This is a genomic window from Spirosoma sp. (assembly GCF_026391055.1).
Lineage (GTDB): Bacteria > Bacteroidota > Bacteroidia > Cytophagales > Spirosomataceae > Spirosoma.
Genome location: NZ_JAPLET010000030.1, coordinates 75,763 through 92,081, shown reverse-complemented (window position 1 = coordinate 92,081; position 16,319 = coordinate 75,763). Strand labels below are relative to the sequence as shown.

Here is a 16,319-nt window from a genome sequence, read left to right as displayed (position 1 = left end):
TGATGAATGAGAAACCGCTGCACAAAATACTGGCCAGGCAGATTAAAAAATATTTACCCGAAAACAGCTTATCGAATACACAGCTCGACCTGTTTGTACGGGCGGTAAACGAGTCGTATTACAATTTTGAGCGGGATAAGGAATTGTTTGAGCATTCATCATTTATGAATGAAAAGGCTTATGCCGAACTTACCTCTCAACTGAAAGCCGAAATAGGGCAGCGTAAACAATCGATTGAGAAACTGATCGATGCAATCCGTACCCTGGACATGCCCAACGAAGAAGGAATGGCGGATTTTAATCCTGATAACCTGCTTGAGTTGGTCGAGTTTCTAAAACGGCAGATCGAACGCCGGAAAATGATTGAAAATGAGCTTCGGCAGGCCAAAGAACTGGCCGAACAGGCTACAGTGGCCAAGTCCGATTTTCTGTCGACTATGAGTCACGAAATTCGAACGCCCCTCAACGGTGTTATCGGGTTTACCGACCTGCTCCTGAAAACGAAAACGGACGAAACGCAACATCATTACCTATCGCTGGTTAATCAGTCGGCTACCAGTTTGCTCGATATTATCAACGATATTCTCGACTTCTCCAAAATTGAAGCCGGTAAGCTGGAACTCGTTATTGAGCAAACCGATCTGCTGGCCATTGGCCGTCAGGTAGCCGATATGATAAAATTACCCGCTCATCAGAAGAAGCTGGAGATGTTGCTCAATATCGACCCTTCCGTAGCGCGGTTTGTCTGGGCCGATCAGATTCGACTCCGCCAAATTTTGGTCAACCTGCTGAGTAATGCCGTGAAATTTACGCAGCAGGGTGAAATTGAGTTGAGAATAGAGCGTATTCATGACCAATCCGCAGATGGCTTGACCAGCCTTCGGTTTGCTGTGCGGGATACCGGTATCGGCATTGCCGAACGGAATCAGGAGAAGATTTTCGAAGCCTTTTCTCAGGAAGACTCCTCAACTACCCGGCGGTTTGGCGGAACCGGACTGGGGCTGGCCATATCCAATAAATTGCTGGGACTTATGGGCAGTCGGCTTCAGCTAACGAGTGAATTAGGCAAAGGCAGTACATTTTTCTTCAACATTGAGTTTAAGTCACTTCCCGGCGAAGTGAGCCAGTGGACAAGGCTGAACTTGATCCAGCGCGTACTCATCGTAGATGATAACACCACCAACCGGCAGATCCTGCTGGCCATGCTCGACTTGGTGGGTATTCAGGTGGAGCAGGCTGCCAGTGGTCTGGAGGCACTGGAGCGGCTGAAGGGGGGCGAGAAATATGATGCCGTGATTATGGATTACCATATGCCGCTTATCGATGGGCTGGCCACCATCCGGCTGATTCGGCACGACCTGAACCTAACGGCCAGCGAGTTGCCGATCATTCTCCTGCACAGTTCGTCGGAAGACGAAAAAGTAATGAATGTTTCCCGGGAGTTAGCGGTAGACCGGCGATTGGTTAAACCCGTCACCGCCGACCAGCTGTTCGAAGCCTTGTCGCACCTCAAACACCGGCCCGACGCACAACCCGCAGGTACGTCGACGCCGTTAAGGCTTTCGCCTGCCGTGGAGCTGGAGTCCGTAACCATTTTGCTGGTTGAGGATAATCAGGTTAATATGCTTCTGGCAAAGACCTTGCTTAAGCAACGGTTGCCAAACGTTCGGATTGTGGAAGTTATAGACGGGCAGCAGGCCATCGACGAGTTTCAGGCAGTAAACCCTGATCTGGTTCTGATGGACATTCAGATGCCTATTGTAAATGGCTACGAAGCCACACGGGCTATCCGGCGGCTTGAAAGCGGAAAACGAACCCCAGTTATTGCGCTGACGGCGGGCACTGTGCGCGGAGAAAGGGAAAAATGTTTGATGGCTGGGCTGGACGACTACCTGAGTAAACCCATTATTCCCGATGCCCTGAACACCATTATCGATAAGTGGCTGGGCCAGCAGGGCGATGTATCTAGGCCCAAAGAAGAGGCTGACCTGCCCGTACAAGGGCATTTCGATCAGGTAGGGTTGCTAGCCCGAATGAAACAGGACCAGTTGCTGGTCGACATCCTGATTGAGGGAACTCTGGAATATCTGAGCGCTTTCCCGGCCCGCTTCAAGGCTACTCGCCAGGAGGGTGTTCTATCAAAGCTGAAAGCATTGGCCCACCAACTGAAAGGAACTGCCCTGACTGTTAACCTGCTTCGTCTGGCAGAACTGGCCGGAGAACTGGAACATACCTGGCGTACCGACTCGGGTGAACTGGCAGAACTGTGTACGGATATCGAAACAGAGGTTGAGTATGTTCGTGGCCTACTGGAAACTGATCGGAAAAAGCGTCCCTGATTCCAGGACGCCCGCTACGCTACGTAACACTACGAAAAAGACAGCGCAACGCTTAAAAAAAGTCCGGTTTGGTAAACGTATAAATTTACTTTGAATTATATTTGGTTTAATTTATTTAACTACAGATTTAATAATATTGATTTTACTTAACTAATCGGGTCGGAAGTTCTCGAAATTAATGTAATATATAATACTCAGGTATATTCGATTCATAGGGTCCCGGAGAAAGCAAAGCGGTTTGTTTCCAGAGCTCAGCAATAAACAACCGGCTGCTGATTTCCTGCATTTACATCCCGATCAATCAAGCCAGTAATGTCTACTGCCAGCGTTGATTCGCTACGGGCGAGCGGCCTTTTTTTAGCTGACGTGGTATAGCCTACTTAAAATCCTGATGGCGGCTAAGTACTAAGCAGTTTCGGTTGGCACTGGGATAAATGAGTGAAAAACAGTGTTAACGGCTGGTTGAGCTGACTTTACTTTTTTATGAACCTTCCTTTTCAGACTGTACACATAACCGGCCTTGCCCCCACGTCTGCTCCGCGTAACTTGTTCTTCTTTGCGCCCGTATACAATGAACATGGCAAACTGGTTGATTTACAGCGTCGGATGGCCGCACCGGCAACACCATCCGATTACCTGGCAGGAACCTGCTTATCCGACTGGATCGCCCCCTCGGCCGGGGCTGTGCTCGATCGGCTGTGGTCGTTGCTGGAACAGGGTACCGTTTGTCGACTTACTTATCAACCGGCAACCGATAAAGTGGGTCAACTGCTCATTACGCCGATGGATGGCGGATACCTGGTTGAACTGCTGGCTGATCTCCCGGCCGATGCTATGTCGGTTGGTGCTGAATCCGAGCTTGTGTCCGCTGGGCAGACCACTGAGCAGCGTACCGATTATTTTGCCCAGGCCGGTTCTTGCAGTTTATCGAAACAGGACTCTTCGCTGGATGCTACCAACCAGTTATTAGAAGCCATTGTCTCGAATACACCCGTTGGACTGGCCCTTCTACGGCCTATCTGGCAAAGCGGATGCCTAACAGATTTTAGCTACTTATGGACTAATCCAGCCCATGCGGCTCTTATCGGCTATAGCACCATTCAGCTGGCCGGTCAGCGATTTAAAGCGTTACACCCTTCAGCTACCAGCGCCGGCCTATTCGATCGATTGGCCAATGTAGCGCAAACCGGCCAGTCATTGCACTACCAAAAGCAGGTGCAGCACGATGGTCTTTCTTTATGGGGTGAGTTTGCGATCATTCGGGTAGGTGAAAACGTACTGTTTACCGTCATGGATATTTCGCCCCTGATGGAGGCTAAAGCCCTGCTGAGTAAAAAGAACAGCCAGCTTGAAATAGGTATGGCCGAGCGCACCAAACAGGTCCGGCAGCTGTCTACACTGCAAAATGCCATTCTCAAGCATGCAGGGCAGGCCATTATTTCGACCAATTCCGATGGTATTGTGCAAACGGTCAATCAGGCCACAGAAACGCTACTGGGTCTTTCGGCCAGTGAGCTTATTGGTAAGGTTGCCCGCCTGAAGTCTGAAAGTACCCACAGTTCGTTGCCAGTGATTACATTTTGCCCGTATGATTCTGAGGAAGTGTACAACTTTTTTGCCCAGCCGACAGAGGAAGAATGCGGCTATGTACAGCAGGAATGTTTGCTGGCAACCCGAAACGGTCGTCTGGCACCGGTTCTGCTGACGGTTAGCCAGTTGAAGAACGAGGACGGCTCGGTTCTGGGATACATGGGTATCGCTACAGATATCTCGGCCCTGAAACTGGCCGAAGCCAAGTTGCGCCAGAAAAATCAGATACTGGATACGTTTTTTGCCGGTGCGCTGGATATGCACTGTATTGCCGACCGTAAGGGTTTTCTGCTGGAGGTTAACCGCGCGTTTCAGGACGTGATGGGCTATTCGGCCGGTGAGTTGAGAACGATTCCCTTTCTGCAGCTGATTCATCCCACCGAACAGGCAAAGGTGTCCACAGAAGTACTGAAAAAGAGTCAGCAGCAGCCGGTTCGTAATCGTATTAACAAGTGGCGTTGTAAAGACGGCACGTATCGGATTGTTGAGTGGAGTGCCCTTGGGGTTGATGGATTGGTGTATGGCTCGGCTCGGGATATTACAGACCGGCAGGCTGCCGAAGATCAGCTCTACCAGCTCCACGAACGGCTTCAGTTAGCCACTAAGGCGGCCGGGCAGGGTATCTGGGAAAATGACTTGATCAACGGACAAGTAATTTGGGATGAGCGTCTTTGGGAGTTGCACGGGTTATCGTTGCCCGTGCGTCCATTAACCTTTGCCGACTTTTTATCGTTCGTTCATCCCGACGATTTGCCTGCTCTGATGGCAAAAGCTCAGGCGGAACACGTTGGGAAAGAAGACACGGTTACTAATGTATACCGGATCGTTTGCCCAAACGGTGCGGTGCGGTATCTGGAAACCAATGGACGTATTGTCCGCGATTCTTCAGGGAAGGCGATCAGGCTCATTGGTGTCGCCTGGGACGTGACGCGCCGGAAGCTGGACGAAGAAAACCTCCGGGCCAGTGAACAACGGTATCGTTCGCTCGTGGATCACCTGGATACAGTTGTCTTTCAAACCGATGCCGAAGGAAAATGGGTTTACCTGAACCCCGCCTGGGAGGTCGTTACTGGCTTTTCGGTCGAAGAATCGCTGGGAGGGTATTTCCTGGATTCGATTCTACCCGAAGACTATGCCGAAACCCGGCAGATGTATGAAGAGATCAAGGCCGGCCAGCGAATGGGCGTTAGGCATACCATTCGCTACATCCGTAAAGGGGGCGGCTATCGCTGGGTCGACGTAAATGCCCAGGTATTACTGAATGACGTTCATATGCGGATGGGCATAAGCGGAACATTGACGGATATCACGGAGCGAAAAATGGCTGAAGAAGCGATTCAGGAAAGCGAACAGCGTTTTCGTGAGATTGCCGAAAACGTCGATGAAGTCTTTTGTATACTCGACAGTAAGAAGCCCCGGTTTCTGTATGTAAATCCAGCTTTTGAGAAGTTTACCGGTGTGTCCTCTCCGGAAATTTATCGGAAGTCTTCGTTATTTCTACCACGCATTGTCGAAGAAGATCGAAGTCTTATTCAAACGATATTCCAGGACTCTGTTTCAGGTAGCGAACTGACCTTCCGGGCGCGACACCGGGATGGCAGCCTTCGCTGGTTAAACGCCAGGGTGTTTGGGGTTACCAACGAGGCCGGTGTGCTTATCCGTCGTATTGGTGTTGCCACTGATATTACGACAGCCATTGAAAAAGAACAAATTCTGAAAACTTCACTGCAAAACGAACGAACCTTAAATACGCTTAAATCGCAGTTTATTACAACGGCCTCTCATGAGTTCAGGACGCCCCTGATGGCCATCAGTTCCAGCACCGAACTGGTAAAGCATTACATGGCCCGGGAAGATATAAGGCCGGTATTGCCAATCATTAACAAACACCTCACGGCCATTCTTACAAAAGTAGCTTCGCTGAATGAGTTGATTGGCGATACACTGACGCTGAGCAAAATAGAACAGGGAAAAATAGACGTTCAGTTAGCCAGCACCGATCTGGCGGCACTCTGTAAATTTCTGGTTGTTTCTACCTCTGCCGATTCCAAAGATAAGCGGCAGATCGATTTTCAGGTCATCGGAAAGGACGTAGCACTACTGGTGGATAAAAAGTTGATGAACCATATCCTGACCAATTTACTGATGAATGCCATCAAGTTCTCCACGAAAAGCGTAAGCCTGACGATTACTTATGAGCAGACGGATGTGAAAATTGCCGTGAGCGATCAGGGCATTGGTATACCCAAAAAAGACCTGCCTCACTTATTTGATAAATTTTTCAGGGCTAGCAATGCTGCTAATTACCAGGGGAGCGGTCTTGGACTGGCCATTTGTCAGGAGTACATAAGCCTGATGCAAGGTCAGATCGGTGTAACGAGTAAAGAAGGAGCAGGTACTACGTTTACCATTACACTTCCGTATGCCTAGGCTGGATTAGCTTATTCATTTGTTTAGAAGCCATTGTTTTTACTGCCTGATAGTAACGTGTCGTGATATTCCATAAAGTAGGTGCCAGATAAAGCGCAGCCACTACGGTACAGGTCAATAAAGTTTCCAACGGATAAAAATAATAACTACCAAACACACGGTACGCGCTGAGACTGGTAAGATGAGCGTTGAACGACGAAAAAAGTAAAACCAGAATAATATGGAAGGCAAAAACTTCCAGCGAGTTTTTGCCAAGATAAGCGACGGGCTTATATTGAAACCAGGTAGGTTTTTTTACCATCAGCCAGCGAATCAAAATAAAGACAGCGGCAACGTTAATTAACCGCAGTGGACGGAGATATTTTTTTGCGCTCCAGAAGTTTATATCATAATCTGTAATTTCGATCAGGTGAAGCGCCACTAAATTTTTAATCAGAAAAAGGGAAACTGCAACAACTAGCGCAGCCCATACAATGTAGGGTTTATCGAGTAGATCACCCAGTTTTTTCTTGTACGCCAGGTTTCCTAAAATAATCCCTACAACAAATATAATCTGCCAGGAAAGCATGTTAAAATAGCCCGGATCAACCCATCTGCTCCAGCTATATCGGTAATGGTTAATTAAGAGCAGTTCAAACGTTCCGATTAGGTAAACAATCGATGATATCAGCAGTACGACAAAATAACCTTTAGGATGCTTTTGCAGATGAACAATAATCCAGGGCACAAACAGTAAAAACACAGCATACATGGGTAAGATATCCATGTTTTGTGGCTGGTAGAGAAAAAATAGTGCTAGTATAGACGCTGCAATGGGGTTTGCCAGCATGGTACCGTAATAGGGCGCCCAGTGAGCACGCACAAAACCCAGTGTCAGTACAGCTAGTAGAGTAACAAAAAAAACACCGATGTGAAATTTGTAAATAAGCCACGACCGCTTTATGGCCGCGCTGCGGATTTCGTTTCCTCCTTTTTTAATAAATTTGTTCGTATACACCAGCCCAACCGTAAACCCGGACAGATACACAAATCCGGATGCGCCCTCTACCCAACCAATTGATTCTCTGGTGAGACGAATAATAATATTAGTTTCTGATACGAAGTGGTTAATCGTTATTAATATCAATAAAAACCCTCTAAAAAAATCGATCTGGTTATTTCGTTCCATACTAGTTTAACTGTTCGTTACGGCGCAGTAAATAAAATAAATTAATAAAATGCTGGAATACCAGCTAAAATTAGACAGAGAAGAAAAGAGGAAAACTGCGAGAGCCAGGTAATGGACCGCTGTTCTATTTTTCAAGTCGAATGCTGCCTTTTAGCTCAGGCAACAAACCAGTTAACGTTGACGTTGTTATGCTATTTATATAGATTGGCTAAAGGAAATATCTGTATTCCGGTTACTAAAATAGGTCAGGTATTAGCTTATACGAAAAGCTATGTGTAGCGTTTTGTACGTTCTGCAAAATTAATATAAAAAGATTAGCTAACGCTAAAATAAATTGTTTATGTCTAGTAAAGAATGAATATAAATTAAGCTGTATTTATTAGATGGTATAGTATAAAATATGAAAAAATATTGACTTCATATAGTGCTTATTTGTTGGGAGCCGTAGTGTAGATGAACGTAGGGCTCCCAACAAATAAGCACCATATGAAGTATTAGGATTGACAGGCAGTTTATCGCATAAAACAGATACCAGATATGGATTTACCTGCCAGCATCAGTTCTTAGATGGCTTACTTAACGTATACTCTTACCCAATCCACTTGCATAATGCCTTCACCAGCGTTGAGGGGAATCTGGCTGGCTGTTGGCGCATAAAAGAAGTCGCCACCTACAGCCTGATTTAACGTAAGTTTTTCGAGCTTTCCAACAAGATTAGACACGTAACCTCCGGTTTTGGTGTCAATCACCTGGCCATCGAGCATGAATGTAAGTGCCTTTCTGGTCCAGATAAGTTCATAAACGTGCCAGCAGTCTGTCAGGCTGGTTGACGTCGTCAGGAAGGTGCCCACGTTTCCGGCCAGATTCTGGTCACTTTGAGTGCCGTACAAATAGTTTGTCTGGTATTTGTTAGGCTCATTGCCGCGTGCTTCGAGAATGTCGATCTCCCCGTTAGTCGGCCAGTTGTCGCCATAGGACCAGAAAGCAGGCCACATACCATAGCCACTCGGCAGCTTTATGCGCGCTACCATCCGTACCTGACCATTCGGGCCATTAGGCGTAAACATGGGTTTCGACTCAATGCGGGCCGATGTAAAGTCGAAGTTTTTAGGGGTTGCATCGACATCCTGACGGTATTTAGGACCTGTTACCTGTTCCTTTACCGCTTTAATAAGTAACATGCTGTTGGCTGCATTATCGGGGTCCTGGGTAACAGTCAGGTTGGTGGGGCTAGCTGTGTACATCTGTAACTCCGTATTGAAAGACCCTCCAACCCATACATTCCAGTTTGTATTCGCCGGATTAGTGGGGCTTACATTAAAGTTGTCTTCGAAGGTTTTTCTCCAGCCGGCAGCTGTCAGACTTGATTCAGTAGCGGCTGTGTAATCGTACCCGCATATACTCGTTACAGAGACTGTATTATCGACAGTGGCTACAGCCGCTTTACGAGCATTAGCTGACGAGCCGATAGATACTGGTTCGGGTCTTATTGACTCAGAATTTGTAGCACATCCGGTAAGTAATAAGGTGGAAAGTGCGCATGACGCTAGTGTAGGTACACAATTTTGGAAAGGTAAAAATTTCATATTAGATCATATTAGATAGTAAACTCGGGTTAAATAAATGAATTTTACATTTTATAAACTAAGACTAAAATTTATTAAACGGATGATTAACATCATGTTCGCGTTATTCTTATTGTATGACGCTATAGAAGCCTAAGTCTAGAGTTTTGATATATATTTGATAAATTACATATGAAAAAAATATGTTATTTGGGCTGCTGTCCCTCCTTGCGTATTAACGTATTGATATTGAATAATTTACCGAAGCAAAAACGATGATGTAATGGCTGTGTAAGAGCCAGCTTGTTTAATTATTCCTTCAATAAATACAATAACCGAGTTGAACGGTACCTTTTGGGCCGTTCGATAAAAGAAATCGGTTCAATAAAAAATAAACAAAATTTTTTCGTGCAGCGGTTGTGCACGTTGATGTGAGGCTATATGACTTTGCCTTCTTTGGCGTACTCCCGCATGATGGCGTGTTCCAGTTGCTTTCGGCTAAGCTTGGGAGATTGATCGGCCAACAATTCAATGGCGCAGTAGTGGGCCACGTTTATGATACTGGCCCCGGTGAGTTCGTACCGGCTGGCTACCTGGTGCCAGTCGATATCATCGGCAATCGGCATCTGAGCCGGGAACGTTCGCTCCCAGATGGCCTGCCGCTCTTCGGTGCGGGGAATGGGGAAGTAGACAATGGTTTGAAAACGCCGGATAAAGGCATCGTCGATGTTGCCCCGCTGGTTGGTGGCCAAAATAACCAGGCCGTTATAACTTTCGATACGCTGGAGTAGGTAAGCCACCTCCTGATTGGCGTATTTGTCGTGGGCATCGCGGATGTCGGTTCGTTTGCCAAACAGGGCATCGGCCTCGTCGAAGAATAGAATCCAGTTTTTGTGCTCCGCCTTATCAAACAGCCGCGACAGGTTTTTCTCGGTCTCGCCAATGTACTTGGACACCACCCGCGACAGGTCGATCCGAAAGACCTCCTTACCCGTTTGCTTTCCAAGCAGTGTAACCGTCAGGGTTTTGCCGGTGCCGGGCGGGCCATAGAACAGGGCGCGGTAGCCGGGCTTGATTTTCTTTTTCATACCCCACGTATGTTGTACGGTATCGGTATGAGTAATCCAGTGTCCAATTTCCTGAATCTGCCGCAGCGTGGTTGGGTGCAGCACCAGGTCGTTCCAGTCCATATCGGTTTCGATGTACTCGGCCGGAAACTCCATACTGAACTGCGGCCGACTGCTGATGCCGGTGGTCAGCAGTTCAACAACATCAGCGTCGAGGAGCAGTTGGCCACTCATAAACGGTTCGCCTGCCGGTACGCTGTCGACCCGAAGCAGCTGTTTCCAGACAAAGTTGGGATCGTTGCTCAGCAGCCGCTGGATGGCAAGCCGTTTGGCAAGGTCGCTACCCGCCAGAATAAACTGGGCCGTTTCGCCGGTAGGTAAAATTCCCCGGTGATTCTGGCCCTTTACGCCCCCAAACTCGGGCAGGTCGCCACCTTCGGGGTAGTGTTCGGCAATGATGTGATTGAAAAAATGGGGATGAACATGCGGAGCCAGTGCCAGCAGCAGCAGAATGTATTCGTCGAAGCCCGGCTGGTGCTGGTCGATAAACGCCGAAAAGGGCGAGTCGTCCTTATAATAAGCCGTACCGCTAACGTCCTCGGTCTCGACCTGGCCCGAATGCACCTTCAGTCGGCTTACGATTACGGCCCGAAGGTAAGCCAGAGCAGTAGTGAGGTTATCGGCGTTGGTCATATCTGTCATAAAAATGGGCGAGAGCCTACACTCGCCGGGCTTTGCCACCAGAAAGTTGAGCGAGTAAAATCAGATGCTCCTTCATTTTTACTACCTCCTCTTTTGACGTTTCGAAGCTTCCTCCCAGTGGTAGAGCAGGAAACAAGGCCACGATTTCATCCGGTTGTAACGTCTGCACATCAACGCTAAGATGTTTAAACTGGTTGATGAAAAAGCCGTTTTCCAAAATTGTATCGAGCATTAACATCATATTCAGTAAATCGTCAAGGTCTTCCGCTAAATCCATCATTCGCCCTAATAGAGGGTCGAGTAGATAGATTTTTTTATTGCGACGATTATAGTAGATAAAGGCGCCAAAAGCAGTTCGCAAAAATGGAATACACGTTGATTCGTTGAGGCCCCACTGTGCCAGTACGCCATTAAAATGACCAGGGCTGGTTGTCCACAAAAAATTATTACTGTAAGAGCATATACCTTCGCTGGTCAGAAATTGAACGATTTCATCCGGTAGCTTCTCTGTCATTCCCTGAAGTTCCGAATCGGAAAAGTAACCAAATTGCCTTTTGGGAATGTGCTCTTCTAAAAATTCGTCGTAGTTGACCATATATTGTGTAAAAACTAGTCGTTATCAGCGTTCAGTTATCTTGGAGTTAAGTCAACATTGACTAACGCAGTTGGTTTAACATTCTTCGCTGCCTTATCTACTACGTCAATTTTTTGCGCCCATTGTGAGCCTATCGAAGAGTTGATATCGCTTTGGCCAAAAATGCTTTTCTCGTCGCCGTAAATGTCGGCGCTTCCGCCCGCTACCTGGTCTACTGTATGAAGTACGGCCAATTTATTACTGCTGTAAAGTCCCATGATTCTACTGACGATGTTTTTCATCTGCTTCTCATTCTTTACCGTGATCGCCGTTTTTAAGCGTTGGGCATCCCTGGCTGAAATAATCTTCAGGTTTTGCAGTTCGGCAATAGCTTTATCTCCTTCTACCTTCAGTAGGTCTATGACTGACTCTGACCGGGTTTCTTTCGTGTCTGATTTTTTGTCTCTACCAAACCCTATAAACCGAGCTCGGTTCTGTTGCCATTTTCCTACTTCTGTCTTGTTCAGCTCCTGGTGCTGCATGCCAATTTGCCGCTTAAACTCGGCAATGGAAGTGGGATTGCTTTTAGCCGGTGGCGTAAAACTTACGCTTGTTTTCTCCATTGTCTCCTTTGTCCCCTTTCCATACTTGAGCTGGACAAGCAAAGCCACCGCTTTGGATACTAAACCATTCACTTCTTTCTCTGCCGCGGCTTTCTGAGTCGGATTGGTAGCGTCTTTCAGTTTTTTGTTGGCTTTTCCTAAATCTTTGGCTAATCCCGGATCGGCTCCCAACTCTTTTAAGGCTGCCTCAAGTCGTTTTGGATTTGAGCTGGCAACCATTGGTTCACCAGAATTATCAGGGTAGAGCTTGTGATCTTCGTCTTCTACTTTAAAGGATTGCGGTGAAAAGAAAGAGGACAAAGCTCCCCCCAGCTTTTTCAGCATATTGCCCAGCCAGGCCACGATCTTATCCAGCCCTTTGTCGATTGGCTGCCGGATCTTCTTCACAATCCCAACCAGCTTCTCCGGAATATTCCCCAGGCCGGCGAACTTGGCCAGAAAGGCGATGATGACGGTGAGCGTGCTGGCCATGGTGTCTTCTACTTTCTTGGCCGCCCCCTCTACCTGACCGGACGCTATGGCCGAAATGGAGTCGATGAACGATGCCACCACGGCAGCAATCTGGTTTATCTTCTGGATGAAGAACGTAACGGTGTTGTAAATCGCCAGAATCGCCTGAATGACGGCCCCCGCCGGGTTGATCATGCTCACCAGTTTTGCCACGGCGGCTTTCACGACCTCTGTGGTGATCATCTGCGTAACCTGCGAAATCATCTGGTCTTTCAGTTCCGTCAGCTCGGTCTTGATCTGCTCCCAGGCCGCTGCCGGGCCATCTTTTACGAGGGTGACCAGTACACCCGCCGTTTTTTCGAGCACCACCAGCACGGGTTCGGGAATAATCTTGACCAGCTTGCTCCGGATGTTCTGCCAGGTCAGTCCCAGCACCGACAGCACCAGTTTAACGATCTCGATCAAGTTGAACGATTGGGGAATGTAAACGCCCGCTTCGCCCAGTGGCCCGGTAATCCATTTGATGAGGGCCGTTTTAAGGTGCTTGCCAATGTTACTCGCAAAAAGTTGGAAGCCCATTTTGCCCGCCCGCACCAGGTTGTTGACGAAGCCAATGGGGTTTTTCAGAATCGTCTGAAAGGCTGCCCGCGCCTTGGCGATATAAGGCATTACGCCGGGTGCCACTACCGAGAAAAGGATTTCCAGCAGACTGATGACCTGATTGAGCGCCCAGCTGAAAAACTCACCCGCAATGCTGGCAAACGAGCCGACAATTTTGGTGAATGCCCCGGCCACGGAAAGGATGTCCTGAAAGGTAAGGGACGTGAGTGTGTCGATAATTCGGCGGGGAATGGTCCGGGCAAAATTCAGCAAGCCGCCCAGTGCGCCCTGGAACCACGCCCAGGCGCGGGCCACGGCATTGCCCTTCTTGATGTTTTCCCAGATTTCCTCCTGCCCGATCAGTTTCATGAACCCGCCAATGAGGGTGTCGGCCGTGCGCGGAACAGCTTCGCCCGTGATAGGGTCTACGCCGAGCAGGGCTTTGAGCAGGTCGTAGCCGCGCGTTCCCTCCGCCAAAGCCGCCAGCGGTTTCAAAATGGCGTCTTTAACCATTTTGAGGATTTCGGAAACCACACTGCCCGCAAAAGAAATGAGCCGCCCGATGGGGTCGGTGAAGATGCGTTTGGCCCGCTCCCAAACCCCGCCAAGATCAAAAATGTCCGACCAGCTCAGCGAGTTGATGAAACTCCTTAGCCCGGAGATGATCTCACTGCCGATGTCGCCCAGGGTAGCCAGCTTCTGCTCGATCCAGGCCCCCGCTTTGGCAAATACGCCGTGGTTGTCGAGGGCCTGTGTAATAAGGTGACCACCCGGTACCAGTTCAATCAGTGCCCGCAGAATATTGGCTGCGCTCCGGTCGGTAGACTGCCTGTTGATGGGGTTGAAACCCAGCACAATAGTCAGCATCCTGAATCCGGGAATGTTATACGCTTTATCGGCGAAGTAATCCAGCGCATCCTGCATGCCCAGCCGCTGTACGGGTGGGGGCGTAGCGGTTGTGGCTACCTGCGGACTGCGCTGCACGGCATGGCCCTGTTGTACGGTATGGGTTAGCTCGTGGGCCAGCAACTGTTTGCCCTCGCTGGTGCCGGGCTGGTACTGGTCGCGGGAGAAAAAAATGTGATTCTGGTAGGTAAAGGCCCGCGCACTAAGGTGGTTGCTCAGCCCCGCCGATTCGGCATTGGTATGGATACGGACGTTGCTGAAATCGGCACCAAAACGAGGCTCCATAAACGTTCGTACATCGTTGGACAGGGGTTGCCCACCGGAGGTTTGGCTCTGAATGGCCGACTGGGTGTCGCTGGTAACGGCTGGCGTACCGTCGCCGGTTGTCTTCCCTGCCTGTGTGCTCTCTTTCTTCTGAAGTTTTTCTTCCTGAGCCGGTGCCTTCTGGATTTTATCGTCCTTCAGTTCGGCCTTTTGTATTTTCTCTTCGGGAAGGGCGGCTTTCTGAAGCTTATCGTCTTCTTTTTTCTGTAGTTTGTCGTCGGTTTGTCGTTGAAGTTTCTCGTCCTTCCCGGTGATGGCGGGTGCTGACATGGGTGCGGGCATCCGCATTACTTTATCGGCTGTTTTGTCGGCTTCCTGTTCAAACGAGTCGCCGGGTTTATTCACCGTCAGTTTCATCTGAACGGCGGGCGCTGGCGTTTGCCGGGTGGGCTCAGAAAAATCGCCACCACCTGCTTTGGCAAAAAAAGGCTGGCTGCTCGTCTGCGTAGCAGGCGATGGCGTGGTGGTGGTCGATTTGTCTGAACTCGCTTTCATGAGTACATCATACGTTTAGCCGATAAGTCAACGCCACTCTACCCGAAGCAGCCGGTCCATCCAGGGCAGTTTTACCATCGCTATTCCCCAGGGCAACTGATCCAGTAAAATATCGTACGGCTGCGACTCGACCTGTAGTAACCAGTCGCCATCCGGGCGGAGAGTGAGCTTGCCGGGGCGGATCAGAAAAGTGCCCCTCAGGGCATCGGGCGACGTATTTCGTAAGGCTTCCCAATGATGGACAACGGCTTCGAGAAGTCCATCGGCTTCCTCCAGTTCGTTGGGTGTTAGGGTCACGTCGGCCTCAACGGGTGTTTCGAACGGTACGTTGCACAACAGTTTCGGGAACAGCAGTTCATGCTCCGGCGCAACGGCTTGGCCGGTGGCCAGAAAATGCAGGAGGCATAAAGCCCGTTCGGGTTGCGTCAACTGCCCATCGGCGGCAACGCCCAGTGCCCCGAAAAACTGCGCCAGAAAAGGATGCAGCAAGATCAGGCCGGCATTGTCGATATAGAGGCCCTCGTTCGTGTCGAACGGCTGTGACAGTCTGGTGTTATCTGTCAATCTCTGTGGTAAGTCTGTTTCCTGATTAGTGGCCGGATGGTCGGTTGGTTGTCCGGTCGTTTCCTGTTCCGCCGATTTGTTTTCTGCCGGAATGGTCTGCGTTACGCCCGGCCAGTATTGCTCCAGTCCATGCGCCAGTTCGTCCGATGATGGCATTGGATTGGGCAGGGCCTGCCAGGCTTCCCGAACGAGTTGCCGCCCGGAAATGGCGGTATTGGTTGCGGTATGGGCAAAGGCCGTTTCCCAGAGCCCACGCTCAAAAAGGGCCACAGATTCGGGCCGGGGATATACGTAATTCAGTACGCTTAAGAGCGTCGTTACCGTTGCTTCGGCCACTGGATTTATACGGCTCAGCAGCCGGGTTCGGAAAGCAGTCGAAAACTGCCGGGTAAGCCGCTGGCGAACGGGGACTGCGCTCAAAATCGACCGGAGAGCCTGATTTTGCCGACGCTGCTCCATGGCCGATTCCAGTTCGGTTTCCCAGGCATCCAGCAGGGCCTGTTCCAGCGTTTTATCGGTCGGGAGCCGGAAGGACCAGGGTAGGGTGCCGGTTTTTAGAAAATGAATAAACGCGTCAAAAACCGTTTGCTGGTTCGTTTTTCGGGTCACAGCGCCCACCGGCTTCGCTGGTGCCTGTTCGGACGTCGGAGTTTGTTGCCGAAGTGCCTGCTCCAGCGCCTGTTCGACCAGCAGGGTTATGTCCTGTTCCAGCCGGTCGAGGTTCAGCACACCAGCATCAATATCCAGCCGGTCAATAATCAGGTGCCCATCCGACGGCGCACAGCGGTCCAGCACTCGCTCAATGGCGGGAATCAACCAGTTTTGACAGACATCCGAGAGCTGGCGCTGGAGGGCCATGCCATCGGATTCGGTGCCGTTGAGGTCGACGTACAGGTACTGTTGCCGGATGATGTGGGTCATG

8 protein-coding genes are annotated in these 16,319 nt (G+C 49.5%); 2 read left to right on the top strand and 6 right to left on the bottom strand.

The window, feature by feature from the left end:
* Positions 1–2 precede the first annotated feature (2 nt).
* Complete coding sequence (locus tag NT073_RS29480; RefSeq protein WP_297381319.1) at positions 3–2,339, top strand: response regulator; 2,337 nt, start codon at positions 3–5, stop codon at positions 2,337–2,339.
* A 483-nt stretch (positions 2,340–2,822) separates the two neighbouring features.
* Entirely contained in the window at positions 2,823–6,359 is a 3,537-nt protein-coding gene (locus NT073_RS29475) for a PAS domain S-box protein (RefSeq protein ID WP_297381317.1), read from the top strand.
* Here the strand turns inward: NT073_RS29475 and opgC are convergent.
* The 6 genes from opgC to NT073_RS29445 form a co-directional block, all read right to left on the bottom strand.
* The gene (gene opgC, locus NT073_RS29470; protein WP_297381314.1) at positions 6,340–7,527 is read right to left on the bottom strand and encodes an OpgC domain-containing protein; all 1,188 of its coding nucleotides are present in this window, start codon (positions 7,525–7,527) and stop codon (positions 6,340–6,342) included. The two genes, NT073_RS29475 and opgC, sit on opposite strands and share 20 nt — an antisense overlap.
* Before the next feature lie 572 nt (positions 7,528–8,099).
* The gene (locus NT073_RS29465; RefSeq protein ID WP_297381311.1) at positions 8,100–8,771 is read right to left on the bottom strand and encodes a glycoside hydrolase family 16 protein; all 672 of its coding nucleotides are present in this window, start codon (positions 8,769–8,771) and stop codon (positions 8,100–8,102) included.
* 758 nt (positions 8,772–9,529) lie between these two features.
* The gene (locus NT073_RS29460) at positions 9,530–10,861 is read right to left on the bottom strand and encodes an ATP-binding protein (RefSeq protein WP_297381308.1); all 1,332 of its coding nucleotides are present in this window, start codon (positions 10,859–10,861) and stop codon (positions 9,530–9,532) included.
* 16 nt (positions 10,862–10,877) lie between these two features.
* Entirely contained in the window at positions 10,878–11,456 is a 579-nt protein-coding gene (locus NT073_RS29455) for a GAD-like domain-containing protein (RefSeq protein ID WP_297381305.1), read from the bottom strand.
* Positions 11,457–11,491: 35 nt separating this feature from the next.
* Complete coding sequence (locus NT073_RS29450; RefSeq protein ID WP_297381302.1) at positions 11,492–14,833, bottom strand: DUF4157 domain-containing protein; 3,342 nt, start codon at positions 14,831–14,833, stop codon at positions 11,492–11,494.
* A 27-nt stretch (positions 14,834–14,860) separates the two neighbouring features.
* Positions 14,861–16,318 carry a contractile injection system tape measure protein gene (locus NT073_RS29445; protein WP_297381300.1) on the bottom strand — a complete coding sequence of 486 codons (1,458 nt, stop codon included), beginning with the start codon at positions 16,316–16,318 and terminating at the stop codon, positions 14,861–14,863.
* Position 16,319: the final 1 nt, after the last annotated feature.

What these genes read in the sequence shown, in the direction of transcription:
- NT073_RS29480 (WP_297381319.1), top strand. Translation starts at nt 3, where the DNA reads ATGAATGAGAAACCGCTGCACAAAATACTGGCCAGGCAGATTAAAAAA.
- NT073_RS29475 (WP_297381317.1), top strand. Translation starts at nt 2,823, where the DNA reads ATGAACCTTCCTTTTCAGACTGTACACATAACCGGCCTTGCCCCCACG.
- opgC (WP_297381314.1), bottom strand. Translation starts at nt 7,527, where the DNA reads ATGGAACGAAATAACCAGATCGATTTTTTTAGAGGGTTTTTATTGATA.
- NT073_RS29465 (WP_297381311.1), bottom strand. Translation starts at nt 8,771, where the DNA reads ATGTACACAGCTAGCCCCACCAACCTGACTGTTACCCAGGACCCCGAT.
- NT073_RS29460 (WP_297381308.1), bottom strand. Translation starts at nt 10,861, where the DNA reads ATGACAGATATGACCAACGCCGATAACCTCACTACTGCTCTGGCTTAC.
- NT073_RS29455 (WP_297381305.1), bottom strand. Translation starts at nt 11,456, where the DNA reads ATGGTCAACTACGACGAATTTTTAGAAGAGCACATTCCCAAAAGGCAA.
- NT073_RS29450 (WP_297381302.1), bottom strand. Translation starts at nt 14,833, where the DNA reads ATGAAAGCGAGTTCAGACAAATCGACCACCACCACGCCATCGCCTGCT.
- NT073_RS29445 (WP_297381300.1), bottom strand. Translation starts at nt 16,318, where the DNA reads ATGACCCACATCATCCGGCAACAGTACCTGTACGTCGACCTCAACGGC.